This window comes from Kocuria kalidii (genome assembly GCF_044462225.1).
Taxonomy (GTDB): Bacteria; Actinomycetota; Actinomycetes; order Actinomycetales; family Micrococcaceae; genus Kocuria; species Kocuria kalidii.
The window spans coordinates 1-17,465 of the sequence record NZ_JBISWJ010000003.1 but is presented as its reverse complement, the minus strand read 5'-3'; the positions used below and the strand labels follow the sequence as shown (position 1 = coordinate 17,465).

13 protein-coding genes and 2 tRNA genes are annotated in these 17,465 nt (G+C 71.9%); 10 read left to right on the top strand and 5 right to left on the bottom strand.

The genetic code is table 11. The features are described from left to right. The first annotated feature begins 7 nt into the window (after positions 1-7). Positions 8-676 carry an AIM24 family protein gene (locus ACH9D3_RS00110; RefSeq protein ID WP_396400660.1) on the top strand — a complete coding sequence of 223 codons (669 nt, stop codon included), beginning with the start codon at positions 8-10 and terminating at the stop codon, positions 674-676. Positions 677-749: 73 nt separating this feature from the next. Here ACH9D3_RS00110 and ilvC read toward each other — a convergent pair whose 3' ends face one another. The 3 genes from ilvC to ACH9D3_RS00095 all read right to left on the bottom strand — a co-directional run bounded on the left by ilvC (position 750) and on the right by ACH9D3_RS00095 (position 4,284). After that, complete coding sequence (gene ilvC / locus ACH9D3_RS00105) at positions 750-1,775, bottom strand: ketol-acid reductoisomerase (protein ID WP_396400661.1); 1,026 nt, start codon at positions 1,773-1,775, stop codon at positions 750-752. Between the two features lie 104 nt (positions 1,776-1,879). Then, positions 1,880-2,389, bottom strand: a complete 510-nt coding sequence (ilvN, locus tag ACH9D3_RS00100; RefSeq protein WP_396409401.1) for an acetolactate synthase small subunit — start codon at positions 2,387-2,389, stop codon at positions 1,880-1,882. A 2-nt stretch (positions 2,390-2,391) separates the two neighbouring features. Continuing rightward, on the bottom strand, positions 2,392-4,284 hold the full coding sequence (locus tag ACH9D3_RS00095) for an acetolactate synthase large subunit (protein ID WP_396400663.1): 1,893 nt from the start codon (positions 4,282-4,284) through the stop codon (positions 2,392-2,394). 528 nt (positions 4,285-4,812) lie between these two features. Between ACH9D3_RS00095 and ACH9D3_RS00090 the strand changes: the two genes are divergently transcribed. Continuing rightward, positions 4,813-4,888, top strand: a tRNA-Lys gene (locus ACH9D3_RS00090). A 244-nt stretch (positions 4,889-5,132) separates the two neighbouring features. Here ACH9D3_RS00090 and ACH9D3_RS00085 read toward each other — a convergent pair. Continuing rightward, positions 5,133-5,672 (bottom strand): MarR family transcriptional regulator, encoded by a 540-nt coding sequence (locus tag ACH9D3_RS00085; RefSeq protein ID WP_396409400.1) that lies wholly within the window; start codon positions 5,670-5,672, stop codon positions 5,133-5,135. Positions 5,673-5,911: 239 nt separating this feature from the next. On the opposite strand from ACH9D3_RS00085, the gene bcp reads away from it, so the two are divergent. The 6 genes from bcp to ACH9D3_RS00055 all read left to right on the top strand — a co-directional run bounded on the left by bcp (position 5,912) and on the right by ACH9D3_RS00055 (position 13,862). Beyond that, positions 5,912-6,385 carry a thioredoxin-dependent thiol peroxidase gene (gene bcp / locus ACH9D3_RS00080; RefSeq protein ID WP_396409399.1) on the top strand — a complete coding sequence of 158 codons (474 nt, stop codon included), beginning with the start codon at positions 5,912-5,914 and terminating at the stop codon, positions 6,383-6,385. Between the two features lie 36 nt (positions 6,386-6,421). Beyond that, positions 6,422-6,505 (top strand) — tRNA-Leu (locus tag ACH9D3_RS00075). Positions 6,506-6,582: 77 nt separating this feature from the next. Beyond that, positions 6,583-8,190, top strand: coding sequence for an ABC transporter substrate-binding protein (locus ACH9D3_RS00070; protein WP_396409398.1), 1,608 nt, complete (start codon positions 6,583-6,585; stop codon positions 8,188-8,190). 106 nt (positions 8,191-8,296) lie between these two features. Beyond that, positions 8,297-9,781, top strand: coding sequence for a malate:quinone oxidoreductase (locus ACH9D3_RS00065; RefSeq protein WP_396400667.1), 1,485 nt, complete (start codon positions 8,297-8,299; stop codon positions 9,779-9,781). 213 nt (positions 9,782-9,994) lie between these two features. Continuing rightward, positions 9,995-13,156 carry an efflux RND transporter permease subunit gene (locus ACH9D3_RS00060; RefSeq protein ID WP_396409397.1) on the top strand — a complete coding sequence of 1,054 codons (3,162 nt, stop codon included), beginning with the start codon at positions 9,995-9,997 and terminating at the stop codon, positions 13,154-13,156. Between the two features lie 247 nt (positions 13,157-13,403). Further along, on the top strand, positions 13,404-13,862 hold the full coding sequence (locus ACH9D3_RS00055; protein WP_396400669.1) for a MarR family winged helix-turn-helix transcriptional regulator: 459 nt from the start codon (positions 13,404-13,406) through the stop codon (positions 13,860-13,862). 33 nt (positions 13,863-13,895) lie between these two features. On the opposite strand, the gene ACH9D3_RS00050 is transcribed toward ACH9D3_RS00055, so the two are convergent. Continuing rightward, positions 13,896-14,720, bottom strand: a complete 825-nt coding sequence (locus ACH9D3_RS00050; protein WP_396409396.1) for a transglutaminase domain-containing protein — start codon at positions 14,718-14,720, stop codon at positions 13,896-13,898. A gap of 164 nt (positions 14,721-14,884) precedes the next feature. Between ACH9D3_RS00050 and ACH9D3_RS00045 the strand changes: the two genes are divergently transcribed. Both ACH9D3_RS00045 and ACH9D3_RS00040 read left to right on the top strand, forming a co-directional pair. Beyond that, entirely contained in the window at positions 14,885-16,060 is a 1,176-nt protein-coding gene (locus ACH9D3_RS00045) for a YhjD/YihY/BrkB family envelope integrity protein (RefSeq protein WP_396409395.1), read from the top strand. Positions 16,061-16,376: 316 nt separating this feature from the next. After that, positions 16,377-17,465, top strand: a 1,089-nt coding sequence (locus tag ACH9D3_RS00040) for an S-(hydroxymethyl)mycothiol dehydrogenase (protein ID WP_396409394.1), incomplete at its 3' end; no start/stop codon positions are given.

Below are 17,465 nucleotides of genomic sequence, written 5' to 3'. Positions count from 1 at the left end.
GGCCACCGTGCGCAGCGAACTCTTCGCCCAGGACAACTTCGAACGCCAGAGCCAGGAGCGTTGGACCGCGCAGTCGGGCCGGATGCTGCGGGTGGGCCTGGGCCCCGACGTCGTGGCCACCAAGGGCGCCATGGTCGCCTACCAGGGCCGGATGGCCTTCCGGCACGAGGGGTCCGGCTCCATCGGGAAGCTGATGAAGAAGGTGCTCACGAACGAGGACGCGCCCATGATGCGTGTCTCGGGCGAGGGAGAGGTGTTCTTCGCCCGGCAGGCGCGCCACGTGTTCACCGTCCTGCTCGAGGGCGAGGCCATGACCGTCAGCAGCGCGTCGCTGCTGGCCTTCGACGACACCCTGGCGTGGGACATCCGCCGGGTGGGCGGGGCGGGGCTCATGGCCGGCGGGCTGTTCAACCTCGAGCTCTCCGGCCACGGCGTGCTCGCGCTGTGCTCGGACGGGCCGCCCATGATCCTCGACTGCTCCGCCCAGCCCACGTTCGTGGACCCGCAGGCGGCGGTCGCGTGGTCGGCGAACCTCGTGCCGGGGATCCAGAACGACCTGTCGATGGGCTCGCTGCTGCGCGGCGGCTCCGGCGAGTCGTTCCAGCTCGCCTTCTCCGGCCCGGGCTTCGTCGTCGTCCAGCCCTCCGAGGGCGTCCCGGCGCTCCGGCAGGGCTGACGCGGGTCGGCACGACGGCGCCGCGCCGCCTCCGTGCGGGAGGTGGCGCGGCGCCGTGCTGCGGACGGGCGGATCAGCGGGCGGCGGTGCCCTCCACGTAGTCGGCGTCCGGGGAGGTCCACGCGAAGAGCTTGCGCAGCTCGCGGCCGGTGACCTCGATCGGGTGGGTCTCCTCCTTCTCGCGCAGCTTCGTGAACTCGGGGCCGCCCTGGTCCTGGTCCTCGATGAAGCGCTTGGCGAAGGTGCCGTCCTGGATGTCGGCGAGCACGGCCTTCATGTTCTCCTTGACCGCCGGGCTGATCACGCGGGGCCCGGAGACGTAGTCGCCGTACTCGGCGGTGTCCGAGATCGACCAGCGCTGCTTGGCGATGCCGCCCTCCACCATGAGGTCCACGATGAGCTTCAGCTCGTGCAGGACCTCGAAGTAGGCGATCTCCGGCTGGTAGCCGGCCTCGGTCAGGGTCTCGAAGCCGTACTGGACCAGGTGCGACATGCCGCCGCACAGGACCGCCTGCTCGCCGAAGAGGTCCGACTCGGTCTCCTCGGTGAACGTGGTCCTGATCACGCCCGCCCGGGTGCCGCCGATGCCCTTGGCGTAGGACAGGCCCAGCTCGAGGGCCTTGCCGGAGGCGTCCTTCTCCACGGCCACGAGGGCGGGCACGGCGCGGCCGGCCTCGAACTCGCGGCGCACGGTGTGGCCCGGGCCCTTGGGGGCGACCATGACGACGTCGACGCCCTCGGGGGCCTCGATGTAGCCGAAGCGGATGTTGAAGCCGTGGGCGAAGAACAGGGCGTCGCCCTGCTCCAGGTTCGGGGCGATCGACTCGGCGTAGACGTGGCGCTGCACCTGGTCCGGGGTGAGGATCATGATGACGTCGGCCTCCTCGACGGCCTCCGCGACCGTGAGCACGCGCAGCCCCTCGGCCTCGGCCTTGGCGCGGGACCGCGAGCCCTCCGCCAGGCCGATCCGGACGTCCACGCCGGAGTCGCGCAGGTTCAGCGCGTGGGCGTGGCCCTGGGAGCCGTAGCCGATGACGGCGACGGAACGGTCCTGGATGATCGACAGGTCGGCGTCGTCGTCGTAGAAGATCTCTGCCATGGGGTTGTCTCCTTGAAGCATGGGTGGTCGCGACGGCAGGACCGCCGCGAGGTGGTTGGGGTGTGACGGAGGACGGTGCCCGCGGGCACCCCCGCCCGGGGGCGTCAGTGCCGCAGGGCCCGGTCGCTCATCGACTTGGGTCCACGTCCGAGGGCCAGCGTACCGGCCCGGACGATCTCCCGGACGCCGAAGGGCTCCAGGATGTCGAGCAGCGCCCGGAGCTTCTCCGGGGCGCCGGTGGCCTCGATGACGAGCGACTCGGTGGAGACGTCGACAACGGTGGCACGGAACAGGTCCGCGGCTTGGGTGACCTGCAGACGGGTCGCGGCGTCGGCGCGCACCTTGACCATGATGTGGTCGCGCTGCACCGACGACTCGGGGGCGAGCTCGACGATCTTGATCACGTTGATCAGCTTGTTCAGCTGCTTCGTCACCTGCTCGAGCAGCTCGCCCTCGGCGTCCACGACCACGGTGATCCGGGAGATGCCGTCGAGCTCCGTGGGGCCCACGGCGAGCGAGTCGATGTTGAAGGCCCGGCGGGCGAACAGCCCGGCCACGCGGGTCAGCACGCCCGGCTTGTCCTCGACGAGCACGGAGAGGGTGTGTCGGCTCATGGTCAGTCCTCCTCGTCCCACTCGGGGGTCATGTTGCGGGCGATCTGGATCTGGTCGTTGGACACGCCGGAGGGCACCATCGGCCACACCATCGCGTCGGCGGAGACCACGAAGTCGATCACCACGGGGCGGTCGTTGATCTCGAGGGCCTGGCGGATGACGTCGTCCACGTCCTCGTCGCGGGTGCAGCGCAGGGCGGCGCACCCGTAGGCGTCGGCGAGCTTGACGAAGTCCGGCACCATGATGCTGTCGTGGCCCGTGTTCAGATCGGTGTTGGAGTACCGGCCGTCGTAGAACAGGGTCTGCCACTGCCGCACCATGCCCAGCGAGGAGTTGTTGATCACCGCCACCTTGATCGGGATCTTGTTGATCGTGCAGGTGGCCAGCTCCTGGTTGGTCATCTGGAAGCAGCCGTCGCCGTCGATCGCCCACACCGTGCGGTCGGGCTGGGAGACCTTCGCCCCCATCGCGGCCGGCACGGCGAAGCCCATGGTCCCCAGCCCGGCCGAGTTCAGCCACTGGCGGGGCCGTTCGTACTGCACGAAGTGCGAGCTCCACATCTGGTGCTGGCCCACTCCGGAGACGTAGACGGCCTCGGGGCCGGTGAGGGCGGAGATCCGCTCGATGACGTGCTGCGGGGAGCCGAGGCCGTCCGCGGGCTTCGGGTAGCCGAGCGGGTAGGTGGCCTGCAGGCTGCTCAGCGTGGTCCACCACGGGGCGAGGTCCGGCTCGCCGCTGCGCTCGAACTGCTGGCGCACCGCGGCCACGAGGTCGGGGATGATCTCCTTCACGTCGCCCACGATCGGGACGTCGGCGGTGCGGTTCTTGGAGATCTCGGCGGGGTCGATGTCCGCGTGGATGACGCCGGCCGTGGGGGCGAAGGTCTCGAGGTGGCCGGTGACGCGGTCGTCGAAGCGCGCGCCGAGGGTCACCAGCAGGTCCGCCTGCTGCATCGAGTAGACCGCCGGGACGGTGCCGTGCATGCCGGGCATCCCGAGGTTCTGCGCGTGGGAGTCGGGGAACACGCCCCGGGCGGTCAGCGTGGTCACCACGGGCGCACCGGTCAGCTCGGCGAGCTCCATGAGCTCGGCGGCCGCGTCGGCGCGCACCGTCCCGCCGCCCACGTACAGCACGGGACGCTGGGCCGCCGCGATGAGCCTGGCGGCCTCCCGGATCTGCTTGGCGTGCCCGCGGGTCACGGGCCGGTACCCCGGCAGGTCCATCCGGGGCGGCCAGGAGAACGTCATGGTGTCCTGCTGGGCGTCCTTGGCGATGTCCACGAGCACGGGCCCGTGCCGGCCGGTCGAGGCGAGGTGGAAGGCCTCCGCCAGCACGCGCGGGATGTCCTCGGCCTGCGTCACGAGGTAGGAGTGCTTGGTGACCGGCATCGTCATCCCCACGATGTCGGCCTCCTGGAACGCGTCGGAGCCGATGACCTTCGACGACACCTGGCCGGTGATCGCGACCATGGGGATGGAGTCCATGTGCGCGTCGGCGAGGGCCGTGACGAGGTTGGTCGCCCCGGGCCCCGAGGTCGCGATGCAGACCCCCACCCGCCCGGAGGCCAGGGCGTAGCCCTCGGCGGCGTGCCCGGCGCCCTGCTCGTGGCGGACCAGGATGTGGTTGATCTTGTCCGTGTCCATCAGCGGGTCGTAGGTCGGCAGGATCGCACCACCGGGCAGACCGAAGACGTCGGTCACCCCGAGCTCCTCCAGCGCCCGGATCACGGCCTGGGAGCCGGTCATCTGCATGGGCGGCACGGTGTTGCCGGGGCCGTGGACGGCCGGGGCGGCAGGGACGACGTGCTCCCGGGCCCCGGCAGGCCGGTGGTCGGCGGCGGTCTCGACCCGCTTGGTGGCCATCAGCGCCGGGCTGATCGGCTGTCCCTTGCTCATGTCACTGTCCTTCTGGTGTCGATGGTTCTGGTCCGGCCCCGGGAACGCGTCCCCGGTGGCGCCGGGCAAGAAAAAAGGCCCTCGCTGCACCGGGTGGTGCGACAGGGCCCGTGCGCTCGACCGGTCGTCGGCTCAGGCCCCGCGTCCGACGAGGACGCGTACCGTGAGCTGGACGACACCGTGGCTGAGTTGCATGGTCCCATGCTCTGCCGCCCGCGGAGGTGTGTCAATCTCCGGACGGTGCGTCCCACGATGTGAGACAGCGCACGTCGTCGGTCCGCAGGAGCCGTCCGCCGGGGTGTCGACCCCGGGGCCGTCGGCCCGGGGGCCGGCTCCCGGCGCGGCGCCGGACCCCCTCGTGCCGCTGCCGTCCATTCCACCGCCGTCGGGGCCCGGCGGCGGTGGAATGGACAAGGCGGGCCGAGGTGGTAGAGTACTTTCTCGTTGCGAGGCGGGACCCGGCGGAAGCCGGTCGGCGCGATTCGGCTTCCGGGCCGCGGTCGTGCTAGCGTTCTGGCCGCACCACCAGCGCCCCTAGCTCAATTGGCAGAGCAATTGACTCTTAATCAATGGGTTCTCGGTTCGAGTCCGAGGGGGCGCACCACAGAGAGGGACCCCACCGCAAGAGCATCGCGGTGGGGTCCCTTCTTCGTGTGCGCCGGGCCGTGCGGAGCCGGCGGCACCGTCTCCCGGGAACGCACGGCCCGGGACCGCCGCCGGACCCCGGACGTCCTCCTGCAGATCGCGGTGCGGTGAGCACACCCGCGTGCCTTTCCGCGGGGCCCACGGCCCCGTGGTGACCTGTCCCGGCCCACGGGGGCCGGAGCCGTGCGCCCGCTCGGGAAGGGTCAGGGCGAGGTGGTGTCCTCCTTCGCCCCGGCCTCGGCGATCTCGCGCGACTCCTCGGCCGTGGTCGCATCGGCGGACCCGGCGTCGGTGACGGTCCCGTCCGACTGGACCCGCAGCTTCCAGCGGGCGCCGCCGAGCGTGGTGATGATGTCGGCGAGGGTGCGGCGCAGCTCCTCGTCCGTGAGCAGCCCGTGGTCCACCAGCTCGTCCTCGAGCTGGGTGGCGGCCTCGAGGATGCGCCGGCCCTCCGGGGTGATGGACACGAGGTGGCTGCGGCGGTCGCGGACGTTCTTGGACCGGGTGACGTGGCCGTGCAGCTCGAGCCGGTGCAGCGTCTTGCCCATCGTCTGGGCCTGCACCCGGACCCGGTGCGCCAGCTGGGCCTGGGTCATGCTCCCCGCCGTCTGCAGCACGTCCAGGGCCATGACGCCCGCGTGGGTCACACCGAGCGTGGCCAGGCGCTCGTTCCACGCGTGCTCCACGAGCCGGGCCGCGGTCGAGAGCAATCGGTTGGTCGGCCATTGAGTGGTGAAAGGCATGAAAAGCAGTCTACCGACCCGTCACACGGAATACAGCATCATGGTAAGCAAACTTATGAGCATTTCTCTGCGCGTGAACGGACGCCGGGCGCCCCGTTCCCCGGGGAACCCCGGTGCGTCCGGGGCGGGCGCCGGTAGGGTTCGTGGTCCGGGCCACCCCGCGGCCCCGGCACCAGGACCGGCAGCACGACCGGCACGACGACCCGCACGACGACCGACAGCACGGAGGAGCACTTCCCATGGCAGCACGTCTCGAACCGGGCCGGCAGGCCCCCGACTTCACCCTGTCCGACGCGACGGGGCGGACCGTCTCGCTCTCCGACCACCGCGGGCAGCGGGTGGTCGTGTACTTCTACCCGAAGGCATCCACCCCCGGGTGCACCACGCAGGCGTGCGACTTCCGGGACAGCCTGGCGCGCTTCGCCGCGGACGGGTTCGCCGTCGTCGGCATCTCCCCGGACGGCCCGGAGGCGCTGGCGAGGTTCGCCGAGGCGGAGTCACTGGACTTCCCCCTGCTCTCCGACCCCGACCACCGGGTCGCCGAGGCCTACGGGGCCTGGGGCGAGAAGAAGAACTACGGGAAGACCTACGAGGGTCTGGTGCGCTCCACCGTCGTGGTGGGACCCGACGGCGAGGTGGAACTGGCCCAGTACAACGTGCGCGCCACGGGCCACGTGGCGAAGCTGCGCCGCGACCTCGGTCTGGAGGGCTGAGGCTAGGATGGTCGAGGGGCCCGGAGGGGCCCCTCGGCGCGAGTGGTGGAACTGGCAGACACGCAGGATTTAGGTTCCTGTGCCCTGACCGGCGTGCGGGTTCGAGTCCCGCCTCGCGCACCCGACGGACCCGGGCACGGACCCGGACCCGCCCCCGACGAGACCGGCGACCGACCCGGCGAGGCAGCGAAGGACCCATGGCGCCCAGGCGAATCCCCCGCACCGCGGTCTCGCTCGCGCTCGCCGCCGGGCTCGTGACCCTCGGCGCGTGCTCCCCCGCCGGGGACGACTCGCCCCGTGGCGCCACCGGCAGGCCGGTCCCGGAGGCGACGTTCGTCTTCGCCAACGCGGCCGCCGCGCCCACCCTGGACCCGGCCGCCGTCAACATCCTGGAGACCTCCCGGATCGGTGCCCAGGTGCTCGAGGGACTCGTCTCCGCCGACCCGTCGACGGGTGCGCCGGCGCCGGCCCTGGCGACGTCGTGGGAGCGCTCCGGGGACGGGCTCACGTACACCTTCGACCTCCGCGAGGGCGTGCGCTTCCACGACGGCACCGAGCTGGACGCGGCCGCGGTGTGCGCGAACTTCGAGCGGTGGGAGTCCCTGGCCGCCGACGGGACGCGGACCCCGTTCGCCACCGTGTTCCGCACCGGGACCCCCCGCGCCGACCCCCTGTACGCGGGCTGCACCGTGGAATCGGACTCCTCCGTGGCGCTCTCGCTGACCGCGGAGCACACCCCGCTGCTCCGGGCACTGACGCAACCCTCGTTCGGGATCGCGTCCCCCACGGCCCTCGCGGCCGGCACGCACGAGAGGCACCCCGTGGGCACCGGGCCCTTCCGCTACGCCTCGGGCGACGGCACCAACGTGGTGCTCGACGCGAACCCGGACTACTGGGGCGAGCTCGGGGACATCGGCACCCTCGAGTTCCGCACGATCGCCGAGCCCGAGCTGCGCTACGTGGCCCTGCGCCTCGGTCAGGTGGACGGCTACGACCAGGTGGGCCTGGACTCCTTCGCCCCGCTGGCCCGGGAGGGCGTCCAGGTGCTCCAGCGCGACCCCTACTCCGTGTCCTACCTCGGCATCAACCAGGACGTGGCCCCCCTCGACGACCCCGACGTGCGGGCGGCGATCGCCGCCGCCGTGGACCGCGGTGCCATCGTGCGCGAGCACTACCCCGACGGCACCCGGGTGGCGAACCAGTTCCTGCCGGCCCGCTTCGCGATGGACGGGACCGACCTCCAGGTGCCGTCCTACGATCCGCAGCGGGCGCAGGAGCTGCTCGCGGCCTCGTCCTACGACGGCGAGCCCCTGCGGTTCTACTACCCCCGCAACACGTCGCGCACCTACATGCAGGAGCCGGCGAAGATCTACGCCGACATCGCGGCCCAGCTCGTGCGGGCGGGGTTCGTGATCGAGCCCGTCCCGATCGACTGGTCGGACGGGTACGTGGCACAGGTGCTGGAGCCCGGGGGCGACCACGCCCTGCACCTGCTCGGCTTCAACGGCGGCTACCGCGACCCCGACTACTTCATGGCCGCCCTGTTCGGCGGGCCCGACGACGAGTTCGGGGTGGACGCCGCCGCACTGACCGGCGCCGTCAACCGTGCCGCGGCCCTGCCCGACGGCGAGGACCGCTCGAGCGCGTACGCGTCGATCAACGACCGCGTCTCCCGCCTGCTCCCCGCCGTGCCGCTGGCGCACCCGATCTCGGCGGTCGCCGTCGACGGTTCGGTGACCTCCTTCCCCCTGAGCTCCACGGGTCACGAGGAGTTCAACCGGGTGCGCCTCGACGCCGCGGAGTGAGCACCGACGCGCCCCCGCCCGCATTCGGGGATCGTCCGGGCCTGGCGATAGTCTGAACCCGACCACTCACCGGCGCAGCGCCGGGCGTTCAACGGGAGCATCGACTGTGACATCACCTCAGACAACGGAATCGACCGACGTCCTGCTGATCGGCGGCGGCATCATGAGCGCGACCCTCGGTGTGTTCCTGAAGGAGCTCGAGCCGCAGTGGGACATCACGATGCTGGAGCGTCTGGACCAGGTGGGTGCGGAGAGCTCCCACGTCTGGAACAACGCGGGCACGGGTCACTCCGCGCTCTGCGAGCTCAACTACGCGCCGCAGGCCGCCGACGGCTCCGTGAGCGCGGAGAAGTCGCTGGGCATCAACGAGCAGTTCCAGCTCTCCCGCCAGTTCTGGGCCTCCCTCGTGTCCGAGGGCAAGCTGCAGGAGGCCGGCACCTTCATCAACCCCGTGCCCCACATGTCCCTCGTGTTCGGCGACGCGCACAGCGACTACCTGCGCCGCCGCTGGGAGGCCCTCCGGCCGAACAAGCTCTTCGAGCGCATGGAGTACACCGAGGACCGCGAGAAGATCGCCGAGTGGGCGCCGCTGACCATGCACGGCCGCGGCGCGGGACGCGTCGCGGCGTCCTGGTCCCCCGAGGGCACCGACGTCGACTTCGGGGAGCTGACCCGGCAGCAGGTCGCGCACCTGCGGTCCCGGGGCGGCGAGGTGCGCTACGGCCAGCAGGTGGTCGACCTCGACCGCCAGAGCGACGGCAGCTGGGTGGCCGAGGTCAAGAACCGGCTCAACACCGAGGGCCACCGGCTCATCCGCGCGAAGTTCGTGTTCGTGGGCGCCGGCGGCGGCGCCCTGCCCCTGCTGCAGAAGTCCGGCATCCGCGAGGCCAAGGGCTTCGGCGGCTTCCCGGTCTCCGGCCTGTGGCTGCGCAACACCGACCAGGACGTGGCGGTCCACCACAACGCCAAGGTCTACGGCCAGGCGTCCGTCGGCGCTCCGCCCATGTCCGTCCCGCACCTGGACACCCGCTACGAGCACGGGCGGCGCGCCCTGCTGTTCGGCCCCTTCGGCGGGTTCAAGCCGAACTTCCTGAAGCAGGGCTCCTACCTGGACCTGCCCCTGTCCGTCCGCCCGCACAACCTCTACCCGATGACCCGCGCGGGCCTGGCCAACCTGGACCTGGTGAAGTACCTGCTCAGCGAGCTGGCCAAGTCCAAGGGGCAGCGGGTCGAGGCGCTGCAGCAGTTCTACCCCACCGCCGACGGCTCGCGGTGGGAGCTCATCGAGGCCGGCCAGCGCGTGCAGGTCATGAAGCGGGACCGGGAGAAGGGCGGTGTGCTGCAGTTCGGCACCGAGCTCATCACCGCGGCGGACGGCTCCATCGCCGGGCTGCTGGGAGCCTCCCCCGGTGCCTCCACCGCCGTGCCCATCATGCTCAACCTGCTGGCGAAGTCCTTCCCGGCGCGGATGTCGGAGTGGGAGCCGCGGCTCAAGGAGCTCATTCCCTCCTACGGCGTGAAGCTCAACGACAACCCGCAGCTCGCGGACGAGGTCATGGGGCACACCGCCCAGGTGCTCGGCATCAACTGACCCGGTGCCCGCCCGACGGGGCCCCGGACCGACCGGTCCGGGGCCCCGTCGTCGTCCGCCCGGCACCGTGGGCCCGGCCCGGACCCGCGGCGGCCGTCCCGGCCGCCCGGTCGTCGGGACCCGGCGACCTGTCGGTCGGCGGCGGTACGCTGGGCACGGTCCGCCCCGGCCCCGGCCGGCGCGCCATCGCCCTCCCCTCCCCTAGGAGCACGAGTGTTTCCCCTTGCCCGCGCCTCGATGGCCAACCGCGCCCTGATCGTGCTCATCACCCTGTTCGTCGCCCTCTTCGGGGTGCTCAGCATGCGCTCGATGAAGCAGGAGCTCATCCCGTCCCTGGAGATCCCCGCCATCAGCGTGGTCTCGGCGATGCCGGGCGCCTCCGCGGAGGTCGTCGACGAGCAGGTGGGCAGGCCCCTGGAGCAGGCGCTCAACATCGTGGAGGGACTCGAGAGCTCGACCTCGACGTCGCGCAGCGGGCTGTCCAGCATCCAGCTCGGCTTCGAGTACGGCACCGACCTGGACCGGGCCCGCAACCAGGTGGAGCGGGCGATCTCCAACGTCCGCACGCAGCTGCCCGACGACGTCGAGCCGGCCGCGTTCGCCGGCTCCGTGGCGGACATCCCCATCGTCTTCCTGGCCGTGTCCTCGGACGAGGAGCTCAGCCCGCTCGCGGCGGACCTGGAACGGCTGACGGTCCCGGACCTGCAGAAGATCGACGGGGTCCGCTCCGCCGAGGTCAGCGGCGGCCCGGAGCAGGTCGTCTCGGTGCTGCCGGACCCGGCCGAGCTCGCCCGGGCCGGGGCCACGCCCGCCGACATCCGCACCGCCCTGGAGGAGAGCGGCGGTCTGGTGCCGGTCGGCACCGTCGACGACGGGGCCACGACCCTTCCCGTCCAGGCCGGTTCACCCCTGGACTCCCTCGAGGCGGTGGAGAACGTCCCGCTGCCCCTCCCGGAGGACGCACCCGACGGGGCCGAGGCCGCCACCGTCGGGGCGGTGGCCACGGTGGAGCTCGACGAGCAGGAGCAGACGTCGATCACCCGCACCAACGGGGAGCCGACCCTCGCCCTGTCCGTGACCAAGACCCCGGACGGGGACACCGTGGGGATCTCCCAGGCCGTCGAGGACATGATCCCCGCGCTCGAGGAGGACCTGGGCAACGGCGCCCGGATCACGGTGGTCTTCGACCAGGCCCCCTACATCGAGCAGTCGATCGAGGACCTCACGGTCGAGGGCCTCCTCGGACTCGCGTTCGCGGTGCTCGTCATCCTGGTGTTCCTCGCCTCGCTGCGCTCGACGCTGGTCACCGCCATCTCCATCCCGCTGTCCCTGCTCGCCACGTTCATCGGGATCAACGCCCTCGGCTACTCCCTGAACCTCCTGACCCTGGCGGCGATCACCCTGTCCGTGGGACGCGTGGTCGACGACTCGATCGTCGTGATCGAGAACATCAAGCGCCACTACGGGACGGTCGACCTGAGCACCGATCCCGCCGGCGCCAAGACCCGGGCCATCCTCACGGCCGTGCGCGAGGTCGCGGGCGCCATCACGGCCTCCACCCTCATCACGGTCGCGGTGTTCGTGCCCATCGCGTTCGTGGGCGACGTGACGGGCGAGCTGTTCCGCCCCTTCGCGCTGACCACGACCATCGCCCTGCTGTCCTCGCTCGTCGTGTCCCTGACCATCGTGCCCGTCCTGGCCTACTGGTTCCTGCGGGACCCCCGGCTGTCCCGCCGGCACCGACCTGCCGCGACGGGCCGGCGCGCCCCCTGGTCCGGCACCACGGCCGAGGCGCCGACGCGACTGGCCCGGGGATACCTCCCGGTCCTGCGCGGCACCCAGCGCCACCCCTGGGCCACCCTCGGCGTGAGCGTCCTGGTCCTGGGCGGGACCGCCGCCCTGCTGCCCGTGCTGCCGACCAACCTGCTCGGCGACACGGGGCAGAACACGATGACCGTCGAGCAGGACCTCCCGGCCGGCACGGCGCTGGCGGTGACCTCCGACCAGGCGGAACGGGTCGAGGAGGTGCTCTCCACGACCGAGGGGATCGAGGACGTGCAGGTCACCATGGGTCCCGGCGGCGGCTTCTCCGCCTTCCTCCCGGGCAGCGGCACCAACAGCGCCACGTTCTCCGTGACGACCGACGCCGCGGTCGACCAGGAGCAGCTGCGCCGCACCGTGGGCGAGCGCCTGGACCGGCTGGACGGCGCCGGGGAGTTCACGGTGCAGGGCGCCCAGGGCTTCACGAGCAACGACGTCGAGATCTCCGTCTCCGCACCGGACCAGGAGACGCTCGCGGAGGCCGACGCAGCCGTGGTGGACGCGATGCGGGAGCTCGGCTCCGCCGGCCAGGTCACGAGCAACCTGGCCGCGACGCAGCCCACGGTCGTGGTCACGGTCGACCGTGCGGCCGCCGCCGGGCGCGGCCTGAGCGAGGAGCAGGTCACGGGTGCCCTCGCCGGCACCGTCAACCCCCTCCCCGCCGGGTCGATCGACCTGGACGCCGACTCGGTGGCCGTGACCATCGGCGAGGGCCGCGCCGTCGAGGACGTCGAGGCGCTGCGCGCCCTGCCGGTGCCGACCGCGGGCGGAACGGTCCGGCTGGACGAACTGGCCGAGGTGGAGGAGGCCCTCACGGTCGAGACCATCACGTCGAGCAACGACCAGCGCACCGCCACGGTGGCCGTCACCCCGGGGGGCGACGACCTCGGGGCCACCAGCACCGAGGTCCGCGAGGCCCTCGCCGGACTGGACCTGCCGCAGGGGGCCTCGGCCGAGCTGGGCGGGGCCGCCACGGAGCAGGAGACCACGTTCCGCCAGCTGGGGCTCGCCGTGCTCGCCGCGATCGCGATCGTCTACGTGGTGCTCGTGGCGACCTTCAAGTCCCTCGTCCAGCCGCTGATCCTGCTGGTGTCGATCCCCTTCGCGGCCACGGGCGCGGTGCTCGCGCTCCTGGCCTCCGGGGTCCCGCTGGGCCTCGCGTCGCTCGTGGGCGTGCTGATGCTCGTGGGCATCGTGGTGACCAACGCGGTCGTGCTGATCGATCTCATCAACCAGTACCGGCGCCGGGAGCACGGGATGGCGCTGGAGGAGGCCATCGAGAAGGGCGCGGCCCGCCGGCTGCGTCCCATCGTGATGACGGCTCTGGCGACCATCCTGGCGATGACACCCATGGCGCTCGGGATCACGGGCCAGGGCAGCTTCATCTCCCAGCCGCTGGCGGTGGTCGTGATCGGCGGACTGATCTCCTCCACCCTGCTCACCCTCGTGCTCGTACCGGTCCTGTACCGGCTCGTGGAGGCGCGCAAGGAGGAGCGGTACCATCGCCGGGAGCAGCGGATCACGGCCCTGGCCGCCGCGGCGCCGCACGCCTGAGGTGCCATGAGCGGGACGCATCGACGACCTGCGTGCGCTCTTTCGTGGACGTTTGCTTCGGGAAATACCGGCACACGCACCCGGCCCGGCTCCGTCCGTGCCGGCCGGCCGGAGCCGTCGGCGCAGGTCACGACGGGTTCGCCGGGGGCACGGCGGCCGGCACGCCCGGGGCCCGCACGACGCACCCCCCGAAAGGGGGGACACCGGGGCCTGATGCGCCGTTGTAACCGAGTCGTAGCATTAACCCGTGACCCGCAGAGAAACAGATCGAGTGCAGAACAGCGCCGACGCCTGGGAGGCCCTCTTCAGGGCCCAGGTGACGGTCATGCGGCGTCTCCAGCGCCAACCCGAGTTCGCGGAGCTCTCCGCCCGGGAGTACGACGTCCTGTTCAACCTGTCCCGCTCGGACGAGTCCGGCATGCGCCTCAACGAGCTCAACGAGTACGTGCTGCTCACCCAGTCCAGCCTGAGCAGGATGCTCGAGCGGCTCGAGCTCAAGGGACTGGTGCACCGGTGGCAGGACCCGCAGGACCTCCGTGGGCTGCGGATCCGGCTGACCGACCAGGGACGCGTGATGCAGGCACAGATCGCGGAGCAGTTCCGGCTCCACGTGCACGAGCTGATGTCCGCGGGCCTGGACCCGGAGGAGCTGCGCATCCTCACCCGCCTCGCCGACCGCCTGCGGGAGGCCGTCAACGACCTGTGACGGACCACCGCCGAACGCCCGGCCGGCGCCGTCCTACAGCGGGAGGACGACCCGGGCGCGGGGGTCCTCGTCCCGGGGCGCGGAGGACTCCGCGGACACCCGCATCTCCCCCAGCGTGATCTCCCCCTCGAGGGTGGTCATGAACGCGGTCTCGGAGGCGTCCGTGCCCGTGGCGATGCGCACGAACTCCGAGCGCGGGGCGAGGCCGGTGGCGTCGAGGACGTACCAGGCGCCGTCGTGCCAGGCCTCGACCACCGCGTGGAAGTCCATGGGCGAGAGCCCGGGTGCGTAGACGGACGCCAGCCGTGCGGGCACCCCGAGGGCCCGCAGCAGGGTGATGAGCAGATGGGCGTAGTCCCGGCAGACGCCCTGCCGCGTGAGGAAGGTGTGCACGGCGGTGTCGGTCGCCGTCGACGAGCCCACCACGTAGTCCAGGCTCTCGTGCACCCAGTCCCGCACCCGCTGGAGCGTCTCGTAGCCGCCGCCCCGGGCACCGGGGAAGAGGGCGTCCGCGGTGCCGGCCATCTCGTCGAACGGGCAGAAGCGGCTCGGGCGGGTGTAGCGGACGAAGTCGACGCTCTCCGCCGGCGGCCGCGAGCCCGCGTCGCCGTCCAGCTCCAGCGCGTAGGCCACCGTGCACTGCGTGCCGCCCGGCACCCGGGCCAGGTGCAGGCGGGTGCCGTGCCGGTCCTCCGCCTCCTCGAGCTCGACCTCGGCCCCGTCGACGCGCAGGGTCAGGCGCTCGCCGGGCCGGCCGCGACCGCCGGTGCGGGCGGCCGCGAGGGAGAACACCGCGAGGTGGTCCGTCTCTGACGCGAAGTCGACCTCCGCGGAGACGGTGCGCCGGGTGGTGGGCACGGGTGGCCTCCAGGTGTGGTGGGACGGTGCGGCGGACCGGCGGCCCGCCCGCTCCATTGTCGCCCACCGACGCGATCATCAGTACACTGATGCACGAGACCTCCCCCACACGCCCCGCCGCCGGCCGGAGCCCGCGCCCGGTGGCCGACATCGAAGGACGCAGCATGGCCCAGGACACGACCCAGGACAGCAGGGACAAGGAACGCACCGCTCCGCATCCCGAGAGCGACCGGAAGCCCGACAGCCCCACCGACCTCTCCAAACCGTCGTGGGGCTACATCGGCAAGCGGGCGGTCTCCGAGTTCTCCAAGGACGACTGCACCGATCTCGCCGCGTCGCTGACGTACTTCGCGGTGCTCTCCCTCTTCCCCGCCCTGCTGGCCATCGTCTCCCTGCTCGGCGTGTTCGGCCAGGGCCAGGCCACGACCCAGGCGATCACGAACTTCCTCAGCGACTACGCGCCGGCGGAGCTGGTGACCCTGCTCGAGGGTCCCATCAGCAACCTCACCACGAGCACCGGCGCCGGGCTCGCCCTGGTCACCGGTCTCCTCGGCGCGCTGTGGACCGCGTCCGGCTACACCGGCGCGTTCGGCCGGGCCATGAACCGCATCTACGAGGTCGAGGAGGGGCGGCCCGTCTGGAAGCTGCGACCCATGAACATCCTGGTCACCCTGGGACTCGTGATCATCGTGGTGGTCATCATCGCGGCGCTCGTGCTCTCGGGCCCCATCGCCCAGACGGCAGGCGACCTCATCGGGCTCGGCGCCACGGCCGTGACCGTGTGGAGCATCGCCAAGTGGCCCGTCGTGGTGCTGCTCGCGGTCATCCTCATCGCCGTGCTCTACTACTTCACCCCGAACGTCCAGCAGCCCAAGTTCAAGTGGATCAGCATGGGCTCGATCGTGGCCCTGATCGTGATGGCGATCGCCGTGGCCGCGTTCGCGTGGTACGTGGTCAACTTCTCGTCCTACAACGCGGCCTACGGCATCATCGGGTCGGTCATCATCCTGCTGCTGGGACTGTGGATCGTGAACAACGTGCTCCTGCTGGGCGCCGAGATCGACGCCGAGGTGGAGCGCGGGCGCCAGCTGCAGGGCGGCATCAAGGCCGAGGAGACCATCCAGCTCCCGCCGCGGGACACCCGGCAGATCGACAAGCAGGAGAAGAAGGAGGAGAAGCTCATCGACCAGGGCCGCAAGCTGCGCCTCGAGCACGAGCACCTCGACTACTCCTCCGGCGAGGACTCCGGCGACGACTCCGGCGACGGCGACGACCGGGGCCGGGCCGGCGCCCGGACCGGCGCCTCCGGCGGCACGGGCGGCTCCTCGGCGGCCTCCTGAACCCCGGCAGGTCCGGCTGCGGACCGTCCCCGCGGAGCTCCTCGAGCTCGGCGGGGACCCGAGCGGCGAATGCGTGGCGCTCGTCCACGGATTCGCCGCTTCGGCGTTTCGCGGCCGGGTGACCGTGCCCGGGCAGGCGGTCCCCGCCCGCCGGGGGGCGGAGCTTCCCGGGCGCGGTCCGCACGCGACGCCCGGCAGGGCGCCGCGGCGTTCCTCCCCGCGCCACCGGCCCGCGCGGCCACGGCGTCCATCCCTAGACTGGGGGCAGTGTTCCGCGACGGAACCGTCATGTCGTCCGCAGAAAGGGTCCCACCCCATGCACGAGGTCAGAGCTGTCGTCGTGAAGGCGAAGAACGAACCAGCCACCCTGGAGACGATCCTGGTCCCGGATCCGGGGCCCGGGGAGGCGCTGGTGGACGTGCTCACCTGCGGGGTGTGCCAGACGGACCACCACTACGTCGAGGGCGGCGTCGGTGACGACTTCCCCTACCTGCTGGGTCACGAGTCCTCCGGCGTCGTCGCGGCCGTCGGGGAGGGTGTCACGGAGGTCGCGGTGGGCGATCACGTGATCCTGAACTGGCGGGCGGTGTGCGGGGAGTGCCGGGCCTGCCGCCGGGGCGAGCCCTGGTACTGCTTCGCCACCCACAACGCCACCCAGAAGATGACGCTCGAGGACGGCACCGAGCTGTCCCCGGCCCTGGGCATCGGGTCGTTCGCGGAGAAGACCCTGGTCGCGGCCGGGCAGTGCACCAAGATCGAGGGTGAGCTGCAGGACCACCAGTACGCGGCCGTCGGGCTGCTCGGCTGCGGGGTGATGGCCGGTATCGGTGCCGTGCTCAACACCGGGGCCGTGCGGCGCGGGGAGTCCGTGGCCGTGATCGGCTGCGGCGGGGTCGGGGCGGCGGCGATCGCCGGGGCCGCCCTGGCCGGGGCGACCACGATCGTGGCCGTGGACCTCGACGACGAGAAGCTGGCCACCGCACGGAGGTTCGGGGCCACCCACACGGTCAACTCCAAGGAGACCGATCCCGTCGAGGCGATCCGTGCGCTCACCGGTGGTTTCGGCGCCGACCTCGTGATCGACGCGGTGGGCATCGCCGTGACCTTCCGGCAGGCCTTCCAGGCCCGTGACCTGGCCGGGCGGATGGTGCTGGTCGGGGTGCCGGCGCCGGGGACCACCTGGGAGATCCCGCTGGACGAGGTCTTCGGCCGCGGCGGGTCCATCCGGTCCGCCTGGTACGGGGACACCCTGCCCTCGAGGGACTTCCCGATGCTGGTGGACCAGTACCGGCTGGGCCGGCTGGACCTGGACGGGTTCGTGAGCGAGCGCATCGGTCTGGGCGACGTCGAGGAGGCCTTCGCCAAGATGAAGGCCGGCACCGTGCTGCGCTCCGTCGTGGAGATC

Excerpts from the sequence above, each read along its gene's own strand:
- bcp (WP_396409399.1), top strand. The coding sequence starts at position 5,912 with ATGGCAGCACGTCTCGAACCGGGCCGGCAGGCCCCCGACTTCACCCTG.
- ACH9D3_RS00045 (WP_396409395.1), top strand. The coding sequence starts at position 14,885 with ATGGCCCAGGACACGACCCAGGACAGCAGGGACAAGGAACGCACCGCT.
- ilvC (WP_396400661.1), bottom strand. The coding sequence starts at position 1,775 with ATGGCAGAGATCTTCTACGACGACGACGCCGACCTGTCGATCATCCAG.
- ACH9D3_RS00085 (WP_396409400.1), bottom strand. The coding sequence starts at position 5,672 with ATGCCTTTCACCACTCAATGGCCGACCAACCGATTGCTCTCGACCGCG.
- ACH9D3_RS00070 (WP_396409398.1), top strand. The coding sequence starts at position 6,583 with ATGGCGCCCAGGCGAATCCCCCGCACCGCGGTCTCGCTCGCGCTCGCC.
- ACH9D3_RS00095 (WP_396400663.1), bottom strand. The coding sequence starts at position 4,284 with ATGAGCAAGGGACAGCCGATCAGCCCGGCGCTGATGGCCACCAAGCGG.
- ilvN (WP_396409401.1), bottom strand. The coding sequence starts at position 2,389 with ATGAGCCGACACACCCTCTCCGTGCTCGTCGAGGACAAGCCGGGCGTG.